General features: G+C 40.4%; 28 protein-coding genes. 10 read left to right on the top strand and 18 right to left on the bottom strand.

The genetic code is table 11. From position 1 onward, the window contains the following. Positions 1-4 precede the first annotated feature (4 nt). The 8 genes from nuoK to SAE01_RS01180 form a co-directional block, all read right to left on the bottom strand. On the bottom strand, positions 5-319 hold the full coding sequence (gene nuoK, locus SAE01_RS01215; protein ID WP_147201707.1) for an NADH-quinone oxidoreductase subunit NuoK: 315 nt from the start codon (positions 317-319) through the stop codon (positions 5-7). Between the two features lies 1 nt (position 320). After that, entirely contained in the window at positions 321-941 is a 621-nt protein-coding gene (locus SAE01_RS01210) for an NADH-quinone oxidoreductase subunit J family protein (protein ID WP_147201706.1), read from the bottom strand. A 118-nt stretch (positions 942-1,059) separates the two neighbouring features. Continuing rightward, entirely contained in the window at positions 1,060-1,536 is a 477-nt protein-coding gene (locus SAE01_RS01205) for a 4Fe-4S binding protein (RefSeq protein WP_147201705.1), read from the bottom strand. Between the two features lie 53 nt (positions 1,537-1,589). After that, positions 1,590-2,666 (bottom strand): NADH-quinone oxidoreductase subunit NuoH, encoded by a 1,077-nt coding sequence (nuoH, locus tag SAE01_RS01200; RefSeq protein WP_147201704.1) that lies wholly within the window; start codon positions 2,664-2,666, stop codon positions 1,590-1,592. Positions 2,667-2,724: 58 nt separating this feature from the next. Next, positions 2,725-3,870, bottom strand: a complete 1,146-nt coding sequence (locus tag SAE01_RS01195; protein ID WP_147201703.1) for an NADH-quinone oxidoreductase subunit D — start codon at positions 3,868-3,870, stop codon at positions 2,725-2,727. 58 nt (positions 3,871-3,928) lie between these two features. Then, positions 3,929-4,381: an NADH-quinone oxidoreductase subunit C gene (locus SAE01_RS01190; protein ID WP_147201702.1), complete on the bottom strand. Its 453-nt coding sequence runs from the start codon at positions 4,379-4,381 to the stop codon at positions 3,929-3,931. Continuing rightward, positions 4,378-4,929 carry an NADH-quinone oxidoreductase subunit B gene (locus SAE01_RS01185; protein ID WP_147201701.1) on the bottom strand — a complete coding sequence of 184 codons (552 nt, stop codon included), beginning with the start codon at positions 4,927-4,929 and terminating at the stop codon, positions 4,378-4,380. The genes SAE01_RS01190 and SAE01_RS01185 overlap by 4 nt, the downstream gene beginning before the upstream one ends. Then, a complete protein-coding gene (locus SAE01_RS01180) occupies positions 4,920-5,270 on the bottom strand; it encodes an NADH-quinone oxidoreductase subunit A (protein WP_147201700.1) in 351 nt (116 codons plus the stop codon). The genes SAE01_RS01185 and SAE01_RS01180 overlap by 10 nt, the downstream gene beginning before the upstream one ends. A 491-nt stretch (positions 5,271-5,761) precedes the next feature. Here SAE01_RS01180 and SAE01_RS01175 point away from each other — a divergent pair, with 491 nt between their 5' ends. From SAE01_RS01175 to SAE01_RS01160, 4 genes are all read left to right on the top strand, one after another. After that, positions 5,762-7,156, top strand: coding sequence for a tetratricopeptide repeat-containing protein (locus SAE01_RS01175; protein WP_147201699.1), 1,395 nt, complete (start codon positions 5,762-5,764; stop codon positions 7,154-7,156). A 229-nt stretch (positions 7,157-7,385) separates the two neighbouring features. Next, the gene (locus SAE01_RS01170; RefSeq protein WP_147201698.1) at positions 7,386-9,479 is read left to right on the top strand and encodes a right-handed parallel beta-helix repeat-containing protein; all 2,094 of its coding nucleotides are present in this window, start codon (positions 7,386-7,388) and stop codon (positions 9,477-9,479) included. An 88-nt stretch (positions 9,480-9,567) separates the two neighbouring features. After that, positions 9,568-10,440, top strand: coding sequence for a M28 family peptidase (locus SAE01_RS01165; protein ID WP_147201697.1), 873 nt, complete (start codon positions 9,568-9,570; stop codon positions 10,438-10,440). A gap of 87 nt (positions 10,441-10,527) precedes the next feature. Next, positions 10,528-11,568, top strand: coding sequence for a methyltransferase (locus tag SAE01_RS01160; RefSeq protein WP_147201696.1), 1,041 nt, complete (start codon positions 10,528-10,530; stop codon positions 11,566-11,568). A gap of 80 nt (positions 11,569-11,648) precedes the next feature. Here the strand turns inward: SAE01_RS01160 and SAE01_RS01155 are convergent, their stop codons facing one another. From SAE01_RS01155 to SAE01_RS01130, 6 genes are all read right to left on the bottom strand, one after another. Next, positions 11,649-12,761: a Kelch repeat-containing protein gene (locus tag SAE01_RS01155; protein ID WP_170234048.1), complete on the bottom strand. Its 1,113-nt coding sequence runs from the start codon at positions 12,759-12,761 to the stop codon at positions 11,649-11,651. A gap of 135 nt (positions 12,762-12,896) precedes the next feature. Then, entirely contained in the window at positions 12,897-13,616 is a 720-nt protein-coding gene (locus SAE01_RS01150) for a LytR/AlgR family response regulator transcription factor (protein ID WP_147201694.1), read from the bottom strand. After that, complete coding sequence (locus tag SAE01_RS01145) at positions 13,613-14,614, bottom strand: sensor histidine kinase (RefSeq protein ID WP_147201693.1); 1,002 nt, start codon at positions 14,612-14,614, stop codon at positions 13,613-13,615. The genes SAE01_RS01150 and SAE01_RS01145 overlap by 4 nt, the downstream gene beginning before the upstream one ends. A gap of 59 nt (positions 14,615-14,673) precedes the next feature. After that, complete coding sequence (locus SAE01_RS01140; protein WP_147201692.1) at positions 14,674-15,222, bottom strand: RNA polymerase sigma factor; 549 nt, start codon at positions 15,220-15,222, stop codon at positions 14,674-14,676. A 338-nt stretch (positions 15,223-15,560) separates the two neighbouring features. After that, complete coding sequence (gene fabF / locus SAE01_RS01135; protein ID WP_147201691.1) at positions 15,561-16,808, bottom strand: beta-ketoacyl-ACP synthase II; 1,248 nt, start codon at positions 16,806-16,808, stop codon at positions 15,561-15,563. Positions 16,809-17,184: 376 nt separating this feature from the next. Then, positions 17,185-18,468, bottom strand: coding sequence for a M20/M25/M40 family metallo-hydrolase (locus SAE01_RS01130; RefSeq protein WP_147201690.1), 1,284 nt, complete (start codon positions 18,466-18,468; stop codon positions 17,185-17,187). Positions 18,469-18,684: 216 nt separating this feature from the next. Between SAE01_RS01130 and SAE01_RS01125 the strand changes: the two genes are divergently transcribed. After that, positions 18,685-19,749, top strand: a complete 1,065-nt coding sequence (locus tag SAE01_RS01125) for a hypothetical protein (protein WP_147201689.1) — start codon at positions 18,685-18,687, stop codon at positions 19,747-19,749. A 287-nt stretch (positions 19,750-20,036) separates the two neighbouring features. Then, entirely contained in the window at positions 20,037-20,249 is a 213-nt protein-coding gene (locus tag SAE01_RS01120) for a hypothetical protein (protein WP_147201688.1), read from the top strand. Between the two features lie 119 nt (positions 20,250-20,368). Here SAE01_RS01120 and SAE01_RS01115 read toward each other — a convergent pair whose 3' ends face one another. After that, the gene (locus SAE01_RS01115; protein WP_147201687.1) at positions 20,369-20,587 is read right to left on the bottom strand and encodes a hypervirulence associated TUDOR domain-containing protein; all 219 of its coding nucleotides are present in this window, start codon (positions 20,585-20,587) and stop codon (positions 20,369-20,371) included. Between the two features lie 201 nt (positions 20,588-20,788). Between SAE01_RS01115 and SAE01_RS01110 the strand changes: the two genes are divergently transcribed. Next, positions 20,789-21,034 (top strand): hypothetical protein, encoded by a 246-nt coding sequence (locus SAE01_RS01110; RefSeq protein WP_147201686.1) that lies wholly within the window; start codon positions 20,789-20,791, stop codon positions 21,032-21,034. A gap of 138 nt (positions 21,035-21,172) precedes the next feature. Continuing rightward, positions 21,173-21,745, top strand: coding sequence for a hypothetical protein (locus tag SAE01_RS01105; protein WP_147201685.1), 573 nt, complete (start codon positions 21,173-21,175; stop codon positions 21,743-21,745). 5 nt (positions 21,746-21,750) lie between these two features. On the opposite strand, the gene SAE01_RS01100 is transcribed toward SAE01_RS01105, so the two are convergent. Continuing rightward, entirely contained in the window at positions 21,751-22,167 is a 417-nt protein-coding gene (locus SAE01_RS01100; RefSeq protein WP_147201684.1) for a response regulator, read from the bottom strand. A gap of 368 nt (positions 22,168-22,535) precedes the next feature. Here SAE01_RS01100 and SAE01_RS01095 point away from each other — a divergent pair, with 368 nt between their 5' ends. Then, on the top strand, positions 22,536-23,111 hold the full coding sequence (locus SAE01_RS01095; protein WP_147201683.1) for a hypothetical protein: 576 nt from the start codon (positions 22,536-22,538) through the stop codon (positions 23,109-23,111). 5 nt (positions 23,112-23,116) lie between these two features. On the opposite strand, the gene uxuA is transcribed toward SAE01_RS01095, so the two are convergent. Both uxuA and SAE01_RS01085 read right to left on the bottom strand, forming a co-directional pair. Continuing rightward, the gene (uxuA, locus tag SAE01_RS01090; RefSeq protein WP_147201682.1) at positions 23,117-24,280 is read right to left on the bottom strand and encodes a mannonate dehydratase; all 1,164 of its coding nucleotides are present in this window, start codon (positions 24,278-24,280) and stop codon (positions 23,117-23,119) included. Positions 24,281-24,528: 248 nt separating this feature from the next. Further along, positions 24,529-25,536: an aldo/keto reductase gene (locus SAE01_RS01085; RefSeq protein WP_147201681.1), complete on the bottom strand. Its 1,008-nt coding sequence runs from the start codon at positions 25,534-25,536 to the stop codon at positions 24,529-24,531. A gap of 191 nt (positions 25,537-25,727) precedes the next feature. On the opposite strand from SAE01_RS01085, the gene SAE01_RS01080 reads away from it, so the two are divergent. Then, the gene (locus SAE01_RS01080; protein ID WP_147201680.1) at positions 25,728-26,087 is read left to right on the top strand and encodes a BlaI/MecI/CopY family transcriptional regulator; all 360 of its coding nucleotides are present in this window, start codon (positions 25,728-25,730) and stop codon (positions 26,085-26,087) included. Positions 26,088-26,093: the final 6 nt, after the last annotated feature.

Here is a 26,093-nt window from a genome sequence, read left to right as displayed (position 1 = left end):
CAATTTAAAATTTCAATTCGGTTGCATCCTCCACATCGATAGATTTATGGCTTCTATATAAGTTGATAATAATAGCAATGGCAACAGCAGCCTCAGCAGCAGCGATCGTAATAATGAAAATGGTAAAGAAGACTCCGTCTAACTTATCGGGAAATAGATACTTATTGAACGCGACAAAGTTGATGTTAACGCTATTGAGCAAAAGCTCTATTGACATTAGCATTGTAATTAAATTTTTTCGGGTAAATAACCCATACATGCCAATAAAGAACAACGCTGTGCTTACAAAAAGAATATGGGTTAATGGAACTTCATTCATACTATACCTCCGCAATTATTAATGGTTCCGGAACAGATGGAATAACTACTACTGTCGGTGCCGGTGCATCTTCGTTGTTAGTTACCTTTATTTGCTTTGGTTCGCCAGGTTTTTGTTCCGGCGTTTTCATTGCAATAACGATACAGCCAATCATAGAAGCAAGCAATAACATACTCACCACTTCAAAAGGCAAAATGTAGCCATAGTTGGTAGTACTAAGCATTTGAGTGCCGATATCGCTAACTGCCACAGTAAAGGGTTTTGTATTGCCAATAGGGAAGCCATATTTACTTATGAGATTATAAGTAAAGCCGAAACCAAAGAGAGCCGACAGAACAGAAAAGACAGTTTTCCTTGCTGAAGGTTTAGGCATTTTTTTGCCCGATTCTTGTGTAAGGAAAATAGAGAAGATGATAAGAACAACGATGCCACCAACGTATACAACTATTTGTACCGCAGCAACAAACTCAACCTGCATCCAGAAATACAGACCAGCAATGCCGACCAACGAAAACAATAACCAGATAGCCGCCCGAAAAATTTTTGTGGAGGTGACAGACAATAACCCTGCGCCTAAAATGAAAGCAGAAATGGCGTAAAATATTATTTGTGATGCAGTCATTAGATTGGTTTAATTAAAAAGGCAAAAGGCAAAATTTAAAAGTAAAAACCCAGGCTATTAACTAGAACTTATCACTCACAACTTATCACTTACAACTTATCACTCACAACTCCCAACCCTACTCAACCCCTTCCCTAATCTTCGATCCGGGCTTGTTCAACTTCTTAAGCAGCATACTTCTGTCGTATACGCTATGTTCAAAATTTTGTCCCATTTTTATCGCGTCAGTAGGACAAGCCTCCACGCACAAGTTGCACATCGTGCAAAGCTCGAGATGATAAACAAATGTGTCAAGGGCCTTTTTCTTTTTGCCCTCAGGTGTTACGTCAAATTTTGTAATAATTTTTATAGTGGCGTTTGGACAGGCCAACTCGCAGGCAGTGCAGCCAGTGCAAGCATGTTCATTATTTGCGTCGTGCGGCATAATCACTTCTCCCCTAAACCGATCAGCCATTTTTAATGTTTCCCGGTTATCAGGATATTGTTCGGTTATTATTTCTTTCGGATGAACAAAATAATAACCGGTTCTCTTCATGCCAGTGAGAAGAGACTTTGTTGCGTGATAGATGTCAGATAAATATTCTTTTAGAAACATAAAACTTTAGCGTTTAAAGCTCGGGTCAGAGTTTAAAACTTTACACTTAAAACTTAGAAATGCCATCCCAATATTGCAATAACAGTTACTAATAACAAGTTGAACAAGCTGATTGGCAACAAATACTTCCATTCTAAATTTAGCAATTGATCAACTCTTAATCTTGGAAAAGTCCATCTAAACCACATGATCAGGAAAATTAAAGCGAATGTTTTGGCGAAGAACCAGATGGAAGATGGAATGTAATCCATTAGGTGGTTGAAGCCTTGCCAGTTGCCAATATGCAATGGCATCCATCCACCAAGAAAAAGAGTTGCCGCAATAGCACACACGATAAATATGTTGATGTATTCCGCAAGAAAAAACAACGCGAACTTCATCCCCGAATACTCTGTGTGAAATCCTGCAGTCAATTCCGACTCTGCTTCAGCCATATCAAATGGAGCCCTGTTTGTTTCGGCTGTTGCTGCAATAATAAAAATTACAAACGCAATTATCACCGGTATATGGCCCTTAAACAACCACCATCCATTTTGCTGCGCATTAATTATATCTCCTAGTTGCAAACTTCCGGTTAAGACAACAATCGTTAGAATAGATAGTCCTGCTGATAACTCATAGCTTACTATTTGTGCACCGCTTCGCATGGCGCCTAGTAATGAATATTTATTATTACTTGCCCATCCCGCCATTAAAATTCCAATCACTGACAAAGAAGAAACTGCTGTTATGTACAACACTCCAATATTAATGTCCCATACCTGGAAACCTTTTGCAAAAGCAATTGGCGCAAGCAATAACATGGCAACGACCATAACGACAAACGGAGCCAGGTTGAACAGAAGCTTATCCGCGCCATCAGGTGTTAACCCTTCTTTTAAAATCAGCTTTAATGTATCTGCAGACGTTTGAAAAATTCCCATTGGCCCTACCCTATTTGGACCAAGTCGAATTTGCATTTGAGCTGCAACTTTTCTTTCCATCCATACCAATACCAATCCTAGCAAAGCAAACAAAGTAGTAGCTAACAGAATCACAATCAGACTTTCAAAAATCAAGACTCCCGAAGCGCTAAATCGTGCATGGAGAAAGCTTTGAATTCCGCTTGTTATGCCTTGTAAGCTGAACATGTTTTAAATTAAAAAGTCAAAAGTCAAAATATTCCTAATTTTCCTATTCCTAATTCCCTCACCTATCAATATCCGGAATTACCAAATCCAGGGTTCCCATTGTTGCCATAAGATCGCCAATCTTGCTACCTCTTACCATATGATCTAATGCTGATAAATTTGAAAATCCGGGCGACCTGAATTTTATCCTATACGGCGTTGTCCCCCCTTCACTTACTATATAAACTCCCAGTTCTCCTCTTGCAGTTTCTACGCGGGTATAAAACTCACCTTTCGGCAATTTCAAAACGGCTTTTGTTTTCGCCTGGTAATCACCTTCAGGTATGTTATCAATTAATTGTTCTATGATCTTAATTGATTCTTTCATCTCTTTTATTCTAACCAGGTAACGCGAAAAGGAATCTCCTGCCGTCTCTATTATTTCATTAAACTCAACTTGTTTATAGATCTCGTATGGATAAATCTTTCTGATGTCACAATGTACCCCGCTTCCTCGTGCAACGGGACCGGTGCAACCATAAGAGATAGCATCTTCTTTCGACAGACAACCCACTCCTTTCATACGACTTTGAAAAATGACACTTCCTGTAACGAGCTCATCATACTCATCAATATTCGATTTAAACAATTTGATAAAATCCTTTACTTTTTGTTGAAAGCTTGGATGTATATCTGCCATCACTCCGCCTGGTACCATGTAATTCATTGTGAGCCTTGCGCCGCATGTTTGCTCCATAATGTCATTAATAGTTTCCCTTTCGCGAAAAGCATAGAAAAAAGGAGTGAAAGCTCCTAAGTCCATCGCCAATGCTCCCCACCACAATTCATGTGAAGCAATGCGGGTTAATTCATCCATAATCACCCGTATGTATTGAGCCCTTGTTGGAACCTCTATTTGCATTGCTTTTTCAACCGTCATCGCGCATGCGTGATTGTTGACGTGGGCCGAGAGATAATCCATCCGGCTTGTAACGTAAATAAATTGCCGGTAGCTTAAACTCTCGCACATTTTTTCGATAGAGCGATGAATGTAACCAAGATGAGGTTCAACCTTTTTTACCGTTTCTCCATTTAGCGTAACAACCAGGTGCAAGACACCATGTGTAGCCGGGTGCTGGGGACCAATATTTATCACAAGCTCACCTTCCGCACTATTAGAAGAATTGATCTCAGGTTCTTTCAATATCTCAGTCTGGCTATACATGCAAATCGGACCTCAATTTTTACTTTTTACTTTTACCTTTTTACTTTTTACTCTTTTCCTACAACTTTATCATGTTAACCGGATCATCATAATCTTTCCTCAATGGATATCCTTCAAAATCATCCGTTAATATCAATCTTCTTAAGTCCGGGTGGTTGGTGAAGTGAACTCCGAATAAATCATACACTTCTCTCTCATGAAATTCAGCAGTCTTCCATACATCAACTACACTTTCTATTCTTGCATCAGCCCTGTCAACTTTCGCTTTAATTACAATCGTATGTCTGTGTGTCGTTGATGATAAATGATACACCATGGTCATAAATGTTTTCCAATCAATGCAGGTAAGACAAAACAGGTAGTCGAAGTTGAAAGGCGCGTTGCGTAACAGCTTTGCGAGTCGCTTCCATTCCGCAGCATCGATTTGAATATTCAACCATTCACCTGTTTCATCAAAGACCGCAGATGGATGTATTCCCAACACAAACTCTTTAACTTCTTCATTTGTCATTGTTGCAGTGTTTCAGCTTTGATCTGTTCTTTTGTCAAGCCACTTTTAATCTTTTCCTGCAAAGAAATCAGGGCGTGCAATAATGCTTCAGGGCGTGGAGGACAACCGGGTATATACACATCAACCGGAATAATATGATCCGCACCTTTTACAACCGAATACGTATTGTAGAAAAACGGGCCGCCGCTAATCGCGCACGCACCCATGGCTATTACATATTTTGGATCAGCCATTTGGTCGTACAATCTTTTTAGCACCGGTGCCATTTTGTTTACAATCGTTCCGGCAATAATAATTACATCTGCTTGCCGGGGCGTAGCACGGGCTACCTCAAAACCAAACCGCGAAAAGTCATATTTAGCAGATGCAACGCTCATCATCTCAATACCGCAACAACTAGTTGCAAAAGTTAGTGGCCATAAAGAATTAGAGCGTGCCCAGTTAATAATATCATGGAAAGTTGAGGCGATAATACCGCCACCTTGCGTGGGTATTACCTGTCCCGGAAACTCTTTGTTCGTTTCACGTATTTGCTCTCTTACATCCATTTTAAAGCTCCTTTTTTATGGGCGTATAAAAAACCCATGAATAAGATGAAAACGAAAATGAGGATTTCGAACAGTGCAGTAATACCTATCTTTTTTACAACCACCGCCCACGGGTACATAAACACGAGCTCGACATCAAAAATGAGGAACAACAGGGCGAATAAGTAATAGCCAACATTAAACTGGTTCCAGGGAGAGGTGGTTGTAGGAATGCCGCATTCGTATGCCTGTCCTTTTTGACTGTTCTTGCTTCCTTTATTAAACAGTCGGCCAATGAGAATACCTCCGGCAGAAAAGACTAAAGCAGCAATCGTTAAAACTATCAGCGAGACGGAACCCATAGTAGACAGTTTATGTAAGGATGAAGATTGAATCCTTTTGAAATTTACGACTTAATCTTATTGCCCGAGTATTAGTTATAAAATTTCCGAATTTTTTATACCTCCTTTTGTTTCTATAAATGCTTTTGCAAAGCGTCGAGCAAGGATAGTTTGTACAAGAGTGCGACACAACAAAAGCGCAATAGTAGCAATCGGTATTGGCAAACCATTTCAACTACTTTTCGAAGTTTTTTGTTACCAGCTTTTGGTAATACTATTAAACATCGTTGTGTCACTCACTTCAACGTATCTGGTTCTATTCGGCAAAAAAGACGCTTTACGCATGGAGCCTGGCTTTGAAGCAAATCAAGGCAATTATGTAAAATAAGAAATAACGGCAGAAAAAGCTTCCAACTAAGCAGACCACCACAGCAGGTCTTGGCGTCCCCTATCTCTTGCTTTTTGACCTTCGATTATGTAAATTTCTGTTTTCCAATAAACTGTGTTTTTACATGCCAGAGCAAAAGAAGTGTTTCGTTGTCATGGGTTTCGGTACTAAAACAGACCTCGCTACGGGACGTAAGCTAAACCTTGATGAAACGTACCACAAACTCATAAAGCCCGTTGTTGAAAGCAAAGGATTGTTGTGCGTGCGGGCAGATGAAATACGGCATAGCGGCATCATTGATGTGCCAATGTATCGCCAGCTACTTTCTGCCGATGTAGTCGTTGCAGATATCTCTACTGCCAACGCAAATGCTTTTTATGAATTGGGGGTCAGGCATGCACTACGACCCCGCACAACGATTGTAATTTCAGAACAACAAATGTGTTATCCTTTCGATTTAAACCATATCCTCATAACCAAATACAGTCACCTTGGAGAAAACATAGATTATGCGGAAGTGTTGCGATTTCAAAAAGTACTGAGTGACACGTTAGATACTGTTTTAAAAATAGAAGATCCTGATAGTCCTGTGTATACTTTTTTAAGTGGATTAATTCCACCAAAACTGCAACAGAAAGCCGAAGAAATGGCGCAGCAAGTTGGTGCAGCAATTAAAAATAATGAAGACGAAAACCCTGACGATAATGTAACTCTTTCAGTTATACTGAAGGAAGCTGAAGATGCGCTAAAAAGCAAAGAATACGAAATAGCGAAAGTATTTTTAAACAGGGCTATAAAGATTTCTAACTGCAAAACCGACCCTAAACTCATCGCTTCCAATTCATATCTTTTTCATCGCCTGGCGTTGGCTACTTATAAAGCAGAAAAACCAGATAAGCTTACTGCCCTCCATCATGCGATTGATATTTTAGACGACCTCGACCTTAAGCATACAAACGATTCGGAAACGGTAACGCTGGCAGCAAAAATAGAAAAGCGGCTTTTTTACAAAGGGCAGGGTGAAGACCACCTGGCTAACGCCATCCAGTATTATGAGCGGGCTTATTTTTTACTCAACAACAGGTACAACGCAATTAATCTTGCTTTCCTTATCAATCTTCGGGTCGACACAAATTTGTTTAAGACAAGGCAAGACAAGATAGCCGACATGATTTTGGCCAACAGAATAAGGGAGGTTACTCTTCGCCTGTGTGAGCAGGACTGGAAGAAATATGCAGAGAATACTTCAGCAGAAAAAGAAGAAGTAATGCAGCAGGATAATGAGCTTGCTGCAACCCAGAAGGCAATAGAAAATGAACAAAAATTTTGGATCCTGGTGAACAGAGCTGAAGCCTATTTTGGCCTGGGAAACAAAGAAGCTTACGTGGAAGCGCGAGAGCAAGCAAAGCAGATAGATCATAAACCATGGATGTTGGAAGTATTTGATGAACAGGTAGAAAAGCTTGATGAGCTAATGAACAAATATGGCCACTTTCTCAACGTGACAGAACCTGTATAAGTTAATGGTCTTTTAGCGAATGCAGCCTGCTGCCACAATTCCTAAAGTACAAGAGTGTGACACAACAATGCTCGATAGTAGCACACGGCCTGTTACATAAAAAAGCTCTATACCCATCTAACACTCCAGTAAGAGCGATATCAAAGCAAATGGTCTATTCCATTTTGTGTGCACACGGTTTACCCCGGGCTGCCTAATCTAATTATCTTAGCTAGCCAAGAAAAACGTTATGAAGCGATTTATACAATTGATGATTTTATTAGTGTTTTCGGTTTCAGTTAATATTTCAAAAGGACAATCGGTTAAATATTTTGTATCAGTTAGTGGACACGATGCCTCCTCCGGATTGTCGCCTGCCCACGCTTTCGCTACGCTTCAAAAAGCGCGTGACGTGGTACGAGCACATAAAAAGCAACACCCTTCAGACACAACTTTTGTGTATTTGCTAAAAGGTGAACACAAAATAAAAGAACCTCTTTTGTTGACAGCCGAAGATGGAGGAACACAACTGGCCCCGGTCATCTATAGTGCTTATGACAAAGACAGAGTTGTCTTAAATGGTGGCGAAAAAATTACCGGCTGGAGGAAGTATAAGGATAACATTTGGGTGGCAGAACTGCCTGATGTAAAAGCGGGAAAGTGGTCATTCATTCAACTATTTGTAAACAGAAAAGAACGAAAAAGGGCAAGGCTTCCAAAGACAGGTTTTTACCGGGTAAAGGGTTTTCCGGATGGAGATTTAAAAGCAGGATACCAAACAAAGAGCAAACGGTTTGAATTTGCGCAAGGCGATATCAAATCAAACTGGAAAAATATACAAGACATTGATGTGATCGCCTATCATTTCTGGACTGATACACACCTCACTATAGAATCTGTAAATGATAGCACTCATACTGTCAATTTTAAATATCCCTCCGGCAAAGTTTTCACTGACGATTTCAATAATGACGGAGCGCGGTATGTCGTAGAGAATGTTTGGGAAGGATTGCAGGATCCGGGAGATTGGTACCTTGATAAAAAAGAAGGGAAATTATACTATATCCCTTTGCCGGGCGAGGATATAAACAAAGCAGGCATCTATGCACCGGTGACAACTGGATTTTTGGCTTTGCAAGGAAATGCACTTGAAAAGCCTGTAACTGATGTGCACTTCCGCAATATTATTTTCCAATACGCGAACGTGCAACTACCTGCGGGAAACACAAATGATGCGCAGGGATCGTCGGGCATAGCTGCGATTATAAACTTAAAAGGAGCACAACGTTGTGTGTTCGATCATTGTACCATAACCAATATGGGCGGCTTTACCTTTAACCTCGAAGAGGGATGTTCTTACAACCAGTTTACTTATAACACCATCACAAATATTGCTGCCGGTGGCTTTAAAATAAATGGTGCAAAAGCAGGCGAAAATCCATTACTACAAACCCACCATAATATTATTAGCGATAATGAAATCAGTGACTATGGTACTATTTTCCCGTCGGCAGTCGGCGTGCTGTTAATGCATTCACGAAACAACGAGGTGGTTCACAATAACATTCATCATGGGTATTATACAGGTGTTTCTGTTGGATGGGAATGGGGCTACCAAAGAAGTATCAGCCGCGATAACATCGTTGCCTACAATTACATCCATCACATTGGGCAGGGATTGTTGTCAGACATGGGCGCGGTTTATACCCTCGGCGTTTCCCCCGGCACTGTTGTTCGCAATAATCTTATACATGATGTAGACTCCCACAACTACGGCGGATGGGGGATTTATAATGATGAAGGTTCGACACATATTTTAGTTGAAAACAACATTGTTTACAACACCAAGTTTGCCGGTTATAATATTCATTACGCAAAAGAGCTCACCGTTCGCAATAACATTTTTGCGCTGGGAGGATTGCAGCAAGTGAACCGCACTCGTGTTGATCCCCACGAGAGCGTGTATTTTGAAAACAACATTGTCTATTGGAAAGAAGGAAAATTGTTCGACGGTAACTGGGAAGACAAAGACTATGATTTCTATTTTCATCCAAATGAAAAAACCGGGGTTAAAAAGGTTCAAAGTACGTTTAAGGCCGATTATAATATTTACTATAATCCAACCCTGCCTCTTGACAGTATCGTTTTTAATAAATGGAGATGGAAGGAATGGCAACAAAACGGAAAAGACATCCACTCTTCTTTTGTCAACCCGCTTTTTGTTGACGCCGACCACTTCAACTTCAGCTTACAGAAAAATTCACCAGTATTCAAGATGGGATTTCAGCCGATAGACATGCAAACGGTGGGACCAAGAAAGGAGATCAAGAATTCACGCTATTAGATCTAATAAAAGTACGGCCGTGGCTTTCAACGTTTCAAATGAAGGTTTATTAGAAGCTTACAAGAGCGTTTTGCTTTACTTTTACCGCATGAAATATTTACTATTATTAATACTCTTTCCCCTTTTTTCGCATGCCCAAAAAAACGCCTCTTCGCAGCTCTTGAAGGATGTTGAATACCTTTCGTCAGACTCCCTGAAAGGTAGAAAGACAGGTACCCCGGAAAATAGGATTGCAGCTTCTTTCGTCGCGGCTCGTTTTAAAAAACTTGGTCTAAAAGCTTATACGCCGAATTACCTCCAACCTTTCTCATTCAAAAACAGAAATGGTGAAGAGATTCAAGGAGTAAATGTAGTTGGCTACATTCCGGGAAAAAAGAAAGACGTGCTTGTTATCTCTGCTCATTTTGACCATGTCGGAGTAATCAATGGCGAAATCTTTAATGGTGCCGACGATAACGCTTCCGGCACTGCAGGACTATTGTCGCTTGCTGCTTATTTTGCTAAAAACAAGCCAAACAACACTCTCGTATTTGCTGCTTTTGACGCCGAGGAAATGGGACTTCAAGGTTCAAAAGCTTTTGTTGCCAGCCCTCCTGTTTCCCTTGAAAATATTAAAGCCGATATCAATATGGATATGATCAGTCACAATGAAAAAGGCGAGCTGTATGTGTCAGGCACATTTCAAACTCCCGGCTTTAAAGAATATTTGCCCACATCTTTTGGAACGTTAAAATTGATTGCCGGGCATGATGATCCAAAACAAGGAGTTAATGATTGGACCAATCAAAGCGACCAGGGCTCTTTTAACAAGAAAGGAATTCCTTTTCTATACTTCGGAGTAGAAGATCATAAAGATTATCACAGGGCGACAGACGAATATAAAACGATTAATAAGCCTTTCTTTATCGATGCTGTGGAAGTCATTAGGCAAGTGGTAAAAAAGATGGATGAAAAGATATAACGCCATATCAACGATTAGCTAACTTACCCTCTCCTCATGTTACCGCTTTAGCTGGGATATAATCAAAAGTGAAAAACTATTTCTCGCATGTTAGATCTCGCTCCAATAACGCGACACCTTAGAGCCAAAGCCAGTTCTCACCTTTTGGTTGCCGCAATACATCATCTGAAAGTTTTTGAAGAACTAAGTAGTGGGCCTTCATCGATTGAAGAACTGCAACAAAAACTACGCTTAAAGGAAAGGCCGGCAATGGTTTTGTTTCCCGCCTTACTTGCAATGAATTTGTTAGAGTTTTGCTTGGAGGGGAAACTTCAACTTAGCGAATTAGGTAAATTTCTTACGTCAGCTAGTCAGGTTAATTTAATTGGTTATGCAGGTTTAGAAAAAGAAGATCCGGGTGTAATACAAATGGCTGAGTGGTTACGAAATGATGGGCCTGCAGAAGCAAACCAGGGTCTGTCATATGTAAAAGATGAAGACGCTCCTTCTCCAATGGATGATCCTGAGGCTGCTCGTTTTTTCACCATGGCATTAGCCGGACGAGCGAAATATTTATCTCCTGTTGTGGCGAACAAAATATCAAAACACAAAGGGGTTTTACTAGACGTTGCAGCAGGTACCGGGTATTATAGTTACGAATGGCTTCTTGCAAACCCTTCTTCACGTGCAATTGTTTTTGACCGTCCAGCTGTCTTAAAAGTTGCTGCAGAACTGTTAGACGAGTTCTGCAGCAATAAGGGTCAGGAAGCGAATTCATTAAAAGAGCGCATTACTTTTTTACCCGGTGATATGCTGCAAGATGAACTTCCTGCAGCAGACATTTTACTTGCTGCCAGTCTCTTTCATGATTGGCCCACCGAGACGTGTGAAAAACTTGCAATAAAATTTGCAAAGGCTCTTAATCCAGGCGGCGAGCTATGGGTGCATGATGCTTTTCTAAATGATGAAATGAACGGACCGCTAGCTGTCACCGACTATTCAGCGATGCTGTTTTTAGGAACAAAGGGCCGTGCGTACAGCAGGAAAGAATATCGAAGCTGGTTTTCTATGGCTGGATTAACGCCTCATTCCGGTAATATCCCAACTCTAATGGACTACGGACTGATATCTGCTTCGAAACCCCGGTAAATTTCATTAACGAAGTCGCCGGCTATTGTGACTGCTGCAAAATCACGCCATGGTAACCACAACTCGGTTTCATAATTTATTCAGTTTCGAAAAATCCATGCTTTGTTTCTTGCCTGTACATCGTTTGCATAACCGCCCGCGATCAGTGTGCTACCGTCTTTCAATAGCGTTGAGGTAGAATAGTACAACGGTTGCTCCAACTCCCCTATCGTTTCAAATTTAGCTGCTCCCGGTTTCAGGATTTCTATGTGCTTGTCTCCGCCGGAAACAAGTATAGATCCGTCCTTTAGGGTAATCACCGCGTTCATTAGTTTAAACCTTTCAAAGTTTAATTCTGGTCCTGCCGAAAAACTATTGGTTTGTACGTTATAGATCTCTGTGCTTTTATACTTTCCCTTCCAGTCCCTGTTGTTCGCACCTGCTACTACCAGCGCATTGCCGTCGGGCAGTAAGGCAATCGAAGATTTATGCCGTACAATACTCATTTTTCCGGTTTCTGTAAAAGTGCCTGATTTTGGGTCAAACAACAGCCCGCTATTCACTGGCTGGTTATTGACGCTGCCACCGACAATTAATACTATTCCGTTTTTTAGCATTATCGAAGCTGCACCCGAAAGATTTATCGGCGCTGGTATTACTTGCACAAACTGCCTGCTCTTATAATCGAACAGCTCAGCAAAAGTTTCAGACCTGGATGAGCCTCCTATTATTAATACCCGGTTGTCGGGTAGTAAAATAGCGTCATGTCCTGAGCGCGCTGCTTTCATATCGGGAAGTGCTTCCCACTTTCCACTCTTTGAATTGTATAATTCTGCGCTTGACAAGTGATGTCCGTTGCTACCTCCTGTTACCAATACATTCCCGTCTGGCATTGCTGTCGCTGCATGTGCACATCTTTCAGTACTCATGCTTGTAGCTAACATGAACGAATGAGATTGCGGATCGAAAATTTCAGAGGTCTTACTGTAAAGTTGACTATAACCATCAGGGCCTTTTTTAAAACCACCCGAGATAAAGACCTTACCACCAGGAAGCATGGTAGCAGCATGAGCGGCCCTGTTCTCATGCATCTCCTTTGTAGAAAGGACGTTGCTGGTTGTTCCTTCTTTTGATAATTCTTTTGAGTTCGCATAATTGCAGGAAACACAAATGACAGACGCGATTGCAACGAGAAGATTTTTGAAGACTTTCATGATAAATATTTTTAGTGATTGATACATCGTAATACAAGGTAGAAATGATGAGAAGCCTGCTTGAGAATATTCTACCAAATGCAAAAAACCTCTTACGAATGGAATTAATACCAATAACACCGTCGAAGCTTTACATCAGATTGTCCGGTTTTTTGTAATCCTGTCAATGATTTCTTCTTTTAGTTGTCGGCTGATAGGTAGCATATGTTCGCCAATAACGATCATGTTTCCTTCGATGGAATGTATTTTATTAATAGCAGCGATATATGATTTATGGATGCGGATAAAATTATGAGAAGGCAGCTTTTCTTCAACACTTTTCATTGACTGATGAACGAGGTACTTTTTGGTACGGGTGACAATTTTGATGTATTCTCTTAGTGCTTCTACATACAAAATATCATCGATCCCAATTTGAATCAGCTTGGTTCCGTCTTTGACAAATATCGACGTCGCAAAATCCTTTCGTTCCGTCTCAACTTCTTTAGATGAATGCTTTAAAGCTTCTGCCACTTTATTAATTGCTTGTAGAAAACGATCGGACGAAAAAGGTTTGACCAAATAGTCAATTGCATTTAAATCAAACCCGTCTGTAGCATATTCGCGAAATGCGGTAGTAAAGATGATGATCGGCGGAGTCTTGAGAGATTTCAAAAACTCAATACCTGAAATACCAGGCATTTTTATATCAAGAAATATAAGGTCAGTGGGTTGGTTGTGAATATGCAGAAGTGCTTCTGCGGCCGACTTGAAGCTGCCTGTCAATTGAAGCCTCTCATCGCGACTGATGTAGTCTTTTAGAATACTCCTTGCAATCGGTTCGTCATCAACAATGATGCATTTTGTTTCCATCATAATTGTATAGATAGGTTTACTTCAAACACTTCATCTCTATCATTAATTTCTAAATGATGTTTTCCCGGGTATAGAAAGTGTAAGCGCTTTTGAACGTTTTCAAGGCCAATTCCTCCTTTTAACAAAGAGGGCTTGCTACTGTTACGTATCAAAAAAGACAGGCAGTTGTTTTCGAGATAGGCTTTTATCGTAACCCAAAAACCGGAACTGCTTTTTTCGCTTCCGTGCTTGAATGAGTTTTCGACAAATGGGATGAGTAACATGGGCGCGATCAAGAGATCGTTGTGCCTGATTTGTTTATCGAACTGGATGTCCATATCATCTTCGTAACGAAGCCGCTCAAGTTGGATGTAGCTTTCAATGAAATTCACCTCTTTTTCCAAAGAGACCAAATCAGAGCGGCAATCATAGATCACGTACTCCATGATGTTCGCCAACTTGAGAATTGCTTCTCCGGTTCTTGAAGATTTTTCGAGCGCAAGTCCGTAAAGATTATTAAGGGTATTGAAATAAAAGTGAGGATTAATCTGAAGTCGTAGCGTATCGAGCTCAGCCGTCGCTTTTGCTTTTTCCGCAACGACAGATCTTTTGTAATAGACAAAAAGATGGTAGATAAACGTGTAGATAAAAAACACCTGTAGCCACGAACCAAAATACCTCGTCAACAAAATAGCGGTAATATCTTGAGTGAATTGAGGGAAGGTATATTTCTCGATTAAGAGATTTGAGAAAGTTATTAGTGCCGCCATAGTAACTACGGCCAAAACAACTCTTACCACCAGCCATTTCAAAGGAAGGTCAAGCCATCCATTGCGGATGGCTGCCCATCGATAGAGAGAAGAAATGACGATTCCACAAACAGCAGTCAGCAAACAATTAATCGAGGCGTTGACCAGGTTGTCGATATAGCCTACACTGTTAATGTAAAAATTAAACAGGGTATAGACTCCCCACCCAATCACCAGGTAATACCAATATGCTCTTATGGATACGTTCATTAAACATAAGTTAGGTATTTTAAGCCTAATAATTAAAGCGGGACTAATAATCGGATTGCCTATGCCAACTGCCTTTCCTGCACTGCGTTTCTTAGCAAGGCTTTAGCCCTTGAAAATTGAGACTTGCTGGTACTCTCAGTAATGCCGAGTTTGTTCGCTATCTGCTGATGAGAAAAACCCTGCACGGCGTACAAATCGAAAACGGTTCTGTATCCTTTGCTTAGGTTCTGAGAGCTTTGAATAAGGTCTTTTTTATATAAGATATCGAGTGCGGTTGGCTCTTTGTCTAGTATGATGTTGCCAAAAGAATCGCAATCTCTGGTTTCGAACTTTTTTCTCCTTAATTGTTCAATTGATGTATTTACAAAAATTCTTCTCATCCAGCCTTCAAAGGAGCCGTCGCCCTTGAACTTGTGAAGATGGGTAAACAGCTTTACAAAACCGTCTTGCAGAACATCTTCTGCATCCATCTGGTTTTTGGTATACTTGAGGCAAATTAAAAATAGTTTCGGAGAGTATAAATCGTATAATTTTTTCTGACTTTTCCTGTCACCATTTATACAACTTTCAATTAGTGACGCTTCGCTTTGGGTAGAATGTGTATTCATAATGATATTGGTTTATCACTATGGGTCTATGAATATGCCGGTTAGCAGTAACCTGATTTTCAATTACATCTCAAAGTGGGGAATGTGGAATCCTTCCCATTTTTGAAAAATTTTTCCAATTCTGAGAATCTCCTTTTAAAAGGTTTGAAGCACTGAGATATTAGAACGACCGCGCTTGCAACTGCCATTCTAGGTTTGAATAATTCCGAAGCAGTTTTTGTCTTGAGCTGAATAAAGAAAACAGTGCCGAAGTGAGTGACACAACGATGTCGATTAAAGGATTTACGCTAGACCAAAAAAGATTTATAACAATTAATAGAAACGAGGAAATCGTTTTCTTATGAATACTTCTTAAACACAGAACTGGCAGTATGTCCGCCAAACCCAAAGGTGTTGTTGAGCACATAGTTTACCGGTCTATGAACTGATTTGCCTAGTATTATTTCTAAACCCTCGGGTATCGCCTCATCTAAATTTTCTGTGTTAATAGTAGCAGGAATAATGTCGTGCTTTGTTGACAGAACGCTTATAATAGTTTCGATGGCACCTGCCGCACCAAGCAAATGACCCGTCATAGATTTGGTACCGCTGATTGCAACCCGAACGTTGTGAAAAAGTCTCTTAATTCCATTCAACTCGCCAATGTCGCCAAGCCCGGTGGAGGTAGCGTGAGCATTTATATAATCAATCTTGTCAGGAGTGATTCCGGCTTCTGATAAGGCTTTGCTCATACCTACAAAAGCGCCTAAACCATCGGGAGGAGTACCTGTTAAATGAAACGCATCTGCTGCCATACCGCCGCCGACCATCTCTGCATAAATTGGCGCTCCCCGCTTAACGGCATGCTCCCATTCTTCAAGAATCAATGCGCCTGCACCTTCACCCATTACAAAGCCATCCCTGTCTTTATCAAACGGCCGCGATGCTCTTTCCGGATCCTCGTTTCTTTTTGATAAAGCCTGCGCGGCATTGAAACCACCAACTGAAGCAGTTGTAATGCAGGCCTCTGAGCCGCCCGCAACCATAATGGTTGCTTTGCCAAGCCTGATAGTATCAAAGGCACTTATGATAGCCGTGTTAGACGATGCACACGCAGACACGGTGCAATAGTTTGGGCCATGAAGTTTATGACGAATAGAGATAGCACCTGCCGCGATATCAACAATCATTTTGGGAATAAAATAAGGATTGAACCTTGGCGTTCCATCTCCTAAATGGAAATCGCGAACCTGGTCTTCGAAAGTAGCCATACCGCCGTTTCCTGATGCCCAGATTACACCAATATCATATCGCTCGGTTTCTTCAATTTGAGTAAAATCGAGTTGCGCGTCTTTGATGGCCTGGTCACTGGCAGCAATGGCGTACTGCGTGTACAGGTCATACTTCTTTAATTCTTTTTTGTCTATATATTCCTCGGGGTTAAAGTCTCTAACCTCACAGCCAAACCGGGTCTTGAATTTAGAAGTGTCAAATTTGGTGATGGGCGCCGCGCCACTTTTTCCGGCGACAATATTTTTCCAAAACTCATTTACAGAATTGCCCAAAGGCGTTATAGCTCCCATGCCGGTTACTACTACTCTTTTCATTTTTGTCTTCTTTCGTTTTACAAGTTTTTTCCTAAGTTCATCAAAAGCTGCACCATCGTTCCCTACCATTTTTCCAGAAAGTCAACGGCTTTACTGGCGTTGTATTCAAAAAATATCCTCTAAAAAAGCTGTTGCTTTAAGAAAAGCAAGCGTAAAAGTACTGCCGATGAAAGTAATAATCAGGGAACATTGTCAAAACATTGTTTTTTGAAGTGGTATTGTTGCTGTAACTGGTTTTTGTAATCTTTTTTTACCGACAGTTTATTTTCATAGCATCATCGTTGCTACGCTCAGTTCACATACATCACATTGTTCAGCGGATCAAGAACTCCTTTAAGTTTTCTTTGTTTATTAAACTCCGCTCCGCTCTCAGCTACTATTTCCTGGTAAGGCGATAAATAAACAACGCCGCTCTTTGTATCAACACCGGAAACTCTTTTAGGTTAATCGTTTCGCCCGGCGCATGTGAGCCGACACCGCTTGCTCCTAATCCGTCGAGCCCATCTACAAATCTTGCAACATACGAGATGTCACCTGCACCTCTTGCTCCCGGGTCGCCAGCTCTTACCCGTCCCACCCGCATTTCTGTAGACACTTTATCCAGTATTTGTACAAGATTACGGTTGCCTGTTGTCGGTTCCATTGAGGGAATACCGTCCTCGAATGTAATTTCTGCCTGGGTACCTGCAAGGTTATTAGTAGCGGCTATCAATCGCATTTTTTCCCTCGCAGCTTTTTTTTGCTCTTCGGTTAAAAAACGAAGATCTCCCTGAACAAATGCTGCAGGAGAAATGATGTTAGTCTTTCCTGAAACCTGCGCTTTAATAGCGGCAGAGTCATAATTAAGTTCAGAACCTCCCACAAAAATTCCCGGATTGAAGGTTAAGTATTTTTCGGTGCTTAGCTGCTGGCGAAATTCATTTACAATTCGTGAAGCCTCATAAATAGCACCATACCCTACTTTGAAAACGCCAGACGAATGCGCCTGTTTTCCATATACATTTAGCTGCCAACCGCTGGAGCCGCGTCTCGCATCAGCTACTGAGTGAAGGCCTCCTGCACCTTCGAAAGCAAGCGCTATATCTGACTGCTGTGCTCTCGCAATAAAATCTCCCCTGCTTACAGTTACAGGTGATCCTGACTTTTCTTCGTCTCCGGTGAAATATGCGGTAATGGTAGTATTCTTTAAAAGCCCGGCAGAATTAAGTGCCCTTAGCGCAGCCAGAATAACCATGTCTCCCCCTTTCATATCGTTTACTCCCTGGCCGGTAGCTGTAGAGTCATTTAAAACCCGGTAAGGATTAGCAGGCATATCCGGTTCAAAGACCGTGTCGAGGTGACCAATTAAGAAAAGCTTCTTACCGTATTTTCCTTTCCGTGAGGCTACGAGGTGGCCCGCTCGTTTCAACGAATCCGGCATGGAAATCCATTCTGTAGTAAATCCTATTTTATTAAATTCACTCCTCAGTATATCTCCTGTTTTCCTTACACCTTCTACGTTTAGTGTACCGCTGTTGATATTTACGAGCCTCTCAAGGGTTTGTAGCGTTTGAGGCATTTGCTTTTTTACATTGTCAATAATCTTCTTTTCGGCCTTAGTCAATTGCGCGCCAGCGGCGAAAGATGATAATGAGAGCAGTATAGCAAAAAATGATTTCATGTCTGTCTTCTTAAGTTTTCAAATCAAGCCAAAATAAGAATAAGTTTTCATTTCAGACGTCCACACATATCGTTTTAAGTACTTGATATTTCACAGAAAAGAGCCGACAGCGCCTATATTTCTACTAACATGAAATACACATTTCGTTATTGGAGCAGGTCGTTTTTTAATCAGATTAATTAGGCGAGGAATGATTTTTAAATATATTTGGGCCATATGAGAAAGACACTAAATCGAAGTTTTATTCCGTTTTTATTAGTTCTGTTGACTAGTTGCGGAAATAGCCAGGCTACTAATGAGAAAAAAGGAGACTCAGCCGGCACGGTTGTATCAAACTCCCCTGCTTCCGCTTCAAATCCCGGTTCAAACGCTACACCTTTTTCGTCAATGACTCCGATTGATACGGCTGCATATGACAGAATACTTCATGAACTTGCAAATGGTGATTCATCAGGAAAATGGCCGGTAAAGGCTCCTTATCCTACGCCGGGTGCGATTTTGCCGTACCATAGGATCGTCGCGTTTTATGGTAACCTGTATTCAAAAAGAATGGGCGCCCTGGGAGAATATCCGAAAGATGAAATGATTGCGAAGCTAAAAGGTGAAGTTAAAAACTGGCAGGCCGCAGATACAAGTTTACCAGTAATACCTGCACTACACTACGTGGCAGTAACGGCGCAAGGTGCACCAGGGAAAGACGGCAAATTCAGGGCGCGTATGCCTTATCATCAAATTGATACTATCATCAATTGGGCAAACGAAATCAACGGACTTGCTTTTGTTGACATCCAGGTGGGTCTAAGTACGCTTCCTGCAGAAGTTCCACTTTTCGAGAAATATTTGAGCATGCCTAATGTTCATTTAGGCGTCGATCCCGAATTTGCGATGCTGGGTAAGGGTGGCAGAAAGCCCGGTTCTGTAATCGGTACTTACAACGCTGACGACATTAATTATGTGATTGATTACCTGGCTGGCATCGTTAAGAAGAACAATATTCCTCCAAAAATCCTGGTGGTTCACCGCTTTACAAATCCTATGATAAGAGACTATCAAAGAATTAAAAGAGTGCCGCAGGTTCAAATTGTAATGGACATGGATGGATGGGGCGATAAGATTTTGAAAAAGTCTTCTTATCTCTTATATGAAAAAAGAGACCCTGTTCAATTTACGGGCTTTAAGATTTTTTATAAAAATGATATCAGGTCAGGTGCGGATCAGCTATACTCCCCGCAGGAAGTATTGAGCTTCCAGCCAAAGCCTATTTATATTCAGTACCAATAATTCTATCACCATATAGTCACGTGCCCGGCTTAGTTTAGGCCGGGCTTTTTATTTGGGCAACTAGTAAAGTAGAGTCGTTTAGAGACTTTAAATCTCAAGTAAAAATTGACCTGTAATGCCTTGGTGTTTTAATTGCAAGTAAATGATGGAAGTACGAAAACCGGGGTTTGCCAAATTGATGAATTGGTCAAAAAACAATTGCTAAATTCAGTGGGTTAACTGTCGAATGAATACTTAAAATCTTAATTTTGCAGGAGATAATATAACTGTAACGACAAATTAAAGGAATGAAACACAGGCAAATACTTATAGTAGGAATAACATCAATAGCAGTAATTGGCTTAGTTGTATTATTGGCTGGCAGAGCAAAAAGACACCGTGTAATGGAAAGGCTTGATAAGATCGCTGAAGAAGGTTACGAATTAGCTGAAGACATCTTGTATCCTGCTGCTAAACCGTTGTATAAAAAAGAAGAATATTCTTATTACAAGAATTACTAGTGAAATATTTAATAAGTTTTAAGAGGCTGTTTCTAATTGAAACAGCCTCTTTTTATTTTCAATTTCGCTGGTTTCGAAATATCTCCATAAAAAGATCAATAGTAAGAACTTCTAAAAAATTATTCTTCTTTACTTCCCATGGTCAATTCACTTTCAGATTTAACCACTTCATTTCCATTCTCTTGCTTTATCACATAGGATGGCTCTTCTTTACTTCCTTTTCGCTTTACTTCCGTACCCTTTATCTTCTTTTTAATTGTCTTCTCTGATTTTTCAACAATTTTTCCTTCTGCTTGCGATTTGCCCCAGTTCCAATGAACTTTGTCTCCTTTTTTCATATGCTTTTTTCTTATTACTAACAGCTACCTCATGCAAAAGTTTTAGTATTTATTGCTGTTTGAAAGAAAAATTTCATGAAAAAAATCGGGATTTCAAAAAGCGCCAACTTCAAAAAAAATTAAGCCATTCTACGAAAACCAAATGCTTCTATTGCCGCAATTTTGCAGGCAGAATTAATAAATAAAACAACCGGTAAAGTCATGATGCTATATTTTGAGTTTGAAGAAAAAAGAAGGAAAGCAGATGTAGAGTGGCCAAAAAACAATGGAAATATTGTTGTGCACATTAATGATAAGGAGCTTGCAAAAGATCTTCCAACAGATTTATACTATGAAGTAAGAAATGAAAACAAAATTGATTTTATAATAGAGGACTCGTCAGATGAAAGACTCTTGGAACTACAAAACGTTCTTGGAAGAAGATTGCAGGAACTGGTAAATAAATAATTTATTCACAATTACTTTCAGCAACTGAGCGTTATCAAACTTTTTATCAAGGTTGTAACCAGGCAACCTTTTTAATAACAACATTTGATCTTAATTGCCAATAAGTTTATATCAATATCCTCGTCTTCAACCAATACTATGAGAAAAAGCGGCTTCGTCTTACTATTGACATTATTTACAGCTAATTTTTGCAACGCTCAATTTTATAAATCAGTTCTTCCCTCACCAGAGTTTTCTAACGCACTTGAGAAAATAGTGCTTGACTTCAGGGTAAACTTTTCAACCATCCAAGGCAACTCGCTGGTTAGCGCAGGCGAAACTGAAACATATGAATCAACGGTAAAACTGCCGGGAGCAAGTGAGTGCATTATCTATAAATATCATTCGAAAGCCGACACCACTGCTAGCTGGCAGGGTTTGATGTACAAAGGCGATGACTATAAAGAAGCCGCCAGGGTATATGAAAATGTTTTCAGGCTCGTAAAGAAAAGCCAGGTGCGTTGGATAGATAAAAGCATGGTGGGATTTGAGGGTAATTTGGAAAAACCTACCGAAGACTTGAAGTTTGCAGTAAGCACTCTAAATTTTCAGTTGGAAGATAAGAGATATAAAAACTTCCAGGCCGATGTCGAGATGGTTTCAAACTATAGTGGCTGGGAAGTACATCTAAATCTACAGACCAAGCATCCTGACGATAATGATGGCGGCTAGTGGTCTTACGCAGGGCAGACAGCGGCGTATTTAGACAATTTGGAAAACACATCTTTCATGCTGTAAGGCTTTTCTAAAAATTCATCTATACCGAGTCTTCTCAATCTCCATTTTTGCACGTCTGAAACCGATCCAGAATTTATAATAATGGGTATTTGAGAACTAATATTTCTTCTAATAAATTCTGATGCTTCCATGCCGTTCATCACCGGCATCTCAAGATCCATTAAAATAAAATCCGGCTTTAGACCTTCTTTTAATTTTTTTATTGCTTCTGCCCCGTTCGGAACAGTAACTGTTTTCATTCCTGCATTAGTCATTATTTTAGCAATAACAAGCTGGTTCATTTCATTATCATCCACGCTTAAAACAACCTTTTCTAACAATCCAGGATAAGCGTCCTTATAAACATTGTTCGTCATAGATCTTGGTTTGGCTGTAACCTCTACCTGTTCTTCAAAAACAGTTCCAAGTCCCACTTTCTGCTACATTACGAAACGTATAAGATTAATTGATATACCCATCTTAATACATTATCAAATTTTTCATCTTCAACCTATTGCATTACTTGTCTTATAACAATTTTGCTTTCAATGTTTCGCTTTAGAAATTCCCATTCGAAGAAAGATGGGGAATCGATGTTTTCAAGCCTCAAAAGTCTACAAGCAAAATTCGACTACACAAAAAAAGCTTTAAAAAAAGAAGGAACCTTGCTTATGTTTTTTACTCGTTCTGATAGCTACAAAATCAAAACAATAATTAATTTTAAACAAAAAGACAAAGCATTCTTATGGACAAAGACAACATTGTTAGGGGGACAACAGAAGAAGAAATTTGGCAACAGGTAAGTAACCAGTTTGCCCAAAACCCAGATCCTCTGGAGTATAAGGTTGTAATTGAACACGGCAATCAGCAGATTGTTTTAGATATAGATATTGATCTTGGCGGCGGTTTCGAAAGTGGTTACGAAACTACCTCGTTTACTGCTCCTTTGCATGCGTCAACAGACTTTCGTTTCGCCATACACCAGGAGCATTTTACAGATGAAATTGGAAAATTTTTTGGAATGCAGGATGTCGAAATTGGCTACGAAGAATTTGATAAAAAGGTAATTATAAAAACAAATGACAAAGACAAAGTCAGGAATGTCTTTGCAGATCCATCTGTAAGAACAGTTATACAAAATCTTGAAAATTTTACTTTCGCGATTACTACTCACCATTCTTCAGCAGGTGCAGAAAACAAACCTTTCCTTGAGTTAATTATTGAAACCGGAATAACTGATTTGGATAAACTAAGATCGATTTATAGCGCCTACCATTTTGTTCTTACGAAACTAGAAAGTGCTACCAATCTAACCACTTAACGTATTTAAGAAGTTATACTTCTCGAAATCCCTAATTCCAATCCCCTTAATTCAGCAAGTCCGCGAAGGCGTCCAATGGCACTATATCCGGGATACGTTTTCTTCCTCAAATCGTCCAGCATCTGGTGACCATGATCGGGCCTCATCGGAATAGAAACTTTTCTCTTACGCATCACCATTACAATCTCCTTTACTACCGCGTACATATCGGCATCTCCATCCAAATGGTCCGCTTCATAAAAATTCCCCTCCTCATCTCTCCGTGTGTTGCGGAGGTGAAGAAAATGAATATGATCACCTAAGCGTTTCACCATTCCCGGCAAGTCGTTGTCTGCTCTAACACCATAAGATCCGGTGCAGAAACATAACCCGTTGGCAGGAGATGGAGCCGCAGCTAACAGTTCTTGCGCATCCTGTTCAGTACTCACCACTCTCGGCAGACTCAAAATAGGGTAAGGAGGATCATCAGGATGAATAGCCATCTTTAAACCTACCTCCTCAGCAACCGGAACAACTTGTTGAAGAAAATAAAAAAGATGCTGTTTTAATTTATGCGCATCAATTCCCTCATAGGTTTTCAACGCAGCTAAGATCTGCTCTTCGGTAAAACGCTCTTCACTACCCGGCAGCCCAAGCAGCGTATTTGTATACAGCACATCTTTTTCCTGGTCCGTCATCGAACTAAAGCGTTGCTTAGCCTTTTCAATTTGTTCGGGCGTATAATCTTTTTCAGCACCGGGACGTTTTAAGATATAAAGATCAAAAGCTACAAAAGCGGCCTTCTCAAAATACAAAGCCTTACTACCATCCTTCATCGTATATGAGATATCGGTGCGCATCCAATCGAGGATCGGCATAAAATTATAAGTGACAACCTTTAATCCGCAGGTAGCCACATTGCGTAAACTTTGTTTATAGTTGTCGATATATTGAGCGTAGTTGCCTATCTGCTTTTTGATTTCCTCATGCACAGGCAAGCTTTCAATCACGGTCCATGTCAACCCCGCTGCCTCCACCTCTGCTTTTCTTTTGTCTATTTCTTCCGTTGACCAAATTTCGCCAACAGGAATGTGATGCAGTGCCGTAACAACTCCTGTACATCCCGCTTGCCTGATATCCTGCAGGCTTACAGGATCGTTAGGACCATACCAGCGCATTGTTTGCTCCATTAACATAGCTCGTTATTTTTATTTTGTACTTGGCTTTTGAATATATATCAACATCGTTGTGTCACTCACTTGTACTTTTAATCTTTTTACTCAATATTTTCCAGCACTCGAAATCCATTCAAAAATAAAGGGTAACCAACAGGATAAAAAATTGGAATCAAAACGTGATACGGCTACTGATGTTACAAAGCAGTGAGTGGACAGTGGCAACAAGAAATGCCTGATTTTTTGTGCCGAGGTTTGCAACATTACAGCACCTTTTCTTCAGCAAGGCTAAATTCATCAGCAGCATTTGTTACCTGGTTCATTTCACCTTCTGTTAAGCTGAAGCTCATGCACTGAGCATTGTCATTTACTTGTTTCGCATCTCTTGCCCCTACCAACACACACGCAACACCGGGACGGTGAATAGTCCAATTGATCACAAGCTGTGCAATCGTCGCATCATGCTGTTCAGCTATGGGAGTAATCTTCTCTAACAGCTTTCTTGTTCTTTCAATATTCTCGTCAGTATAAAAACGGTTGCCTTCTCTTGTGTCGCCTTCGTTGAACTGGTGGCCTGGTTTAATTTTCCCTGTTAACAAACCTCTTTGTAAAGGGCTGTACGCAATGATTCCCATGTTGTGCTCAATTGCTTGCGGAACTACATTCATTTCTATATCCCTGTTGATCATTGAGTACGGAACCTGGTTAGAGGCCAACTTGATTGTCTTCAAGGCTTCATCTACCTGCCGCACATTGTAGTTACAAACTCCTGCGGCCCTTACTTTTCCTTGTTCGATCAACCTTTGCACAGCTTCAAATGTTTCGCTAATGGGCGTTGTACTATCGGGCCAATGTATTTGGTAGAGGTCGATATAATCAGTCTTTAGCCGGCGAAGAGAGTCTTCACACTCCTGCATTATTTTCTGTTTCGACGCCCACTTATACATTTTAAAAGGATTGCCATCATTGTCAACAGAATCAAAAAAGTACTTACCTTCTTCTGATTGCCAGTTCATACCAAACTTTGTAAGTATCTGGTAAGACTCTCTTGCCATGCCGCTCATCGCTTTACCGACAAGTTCTTCACTTCGACCAAAACCGTAAACAGGCGCCATATCAATGGTGGTAATACCAGCTGTAACCGCCGCTTTGATCGCTTCGATTGCCTCCTTCTCTTCTGCCCCACCCCACATCCAACCTCCAATAGCCCATGCACCAAAAGCCATCGGTGTAACCATTACCTCCGACTCTCCTAATTTTCTTAATTCCATGTTGATACGAATTATTAGTTTTTAAGTTTTTTGCAAAAATTAAGCCTTTGCAATTATTTCTTTTAAGCTCCTCTTATCCAAAAAAATTCACCCTACGCCAAACTAACACCTTAAGAAAAAACCACCGGGCAAAAAATAAAAATAAATTTTGCGATCTACGAACTATTCGTAATTTTACGAAAACATCGAACTTGGAAAAATTATCTCAGCAGGAAGAAGAGTTGATGCAGGTGATCTGGAATCTGCAAGAGGGAAATGTGAAAGTCTTTCTTGATCAAATGCCTGACCCAAAACCTCCTTACACTACCCTTGCATCTACCATTAAAAACCTGGAAAAGAAAGGATTTGTTACCAGCCGTTTATTGGGAAATACTTATTTGTACAAAGCCGTAGTTCAAGCCGAAGAGTATAAGCAACAATTCATGCAAGGTTTTGTGCAGAGTTATTTCAATAACTCCTATAAAGAAATGGTCAACTTTTTTGTGTCACAAAAAAAGTTGAATCCGAAAGAACTGAAAGAAATCATCGCCCTTATTGAAGAAAAAAAATAAATAAAC

Origin of the sequence: Segetibacter aerophilus, from assembly GCF_007991655.1 — a bacterium.
Taxonomy (GTDB): domain Bacteria; phylum Bacteroidota; class Bacteroidia; order Chitinophagales; family Chitinophagaceae; genus Segetibacter; species Segetibacter aerophilus.
Note: the sequence above shows the minus strand (reverse complement) of the source record. Positions and strands in the feature narration are given on the sequence as shown.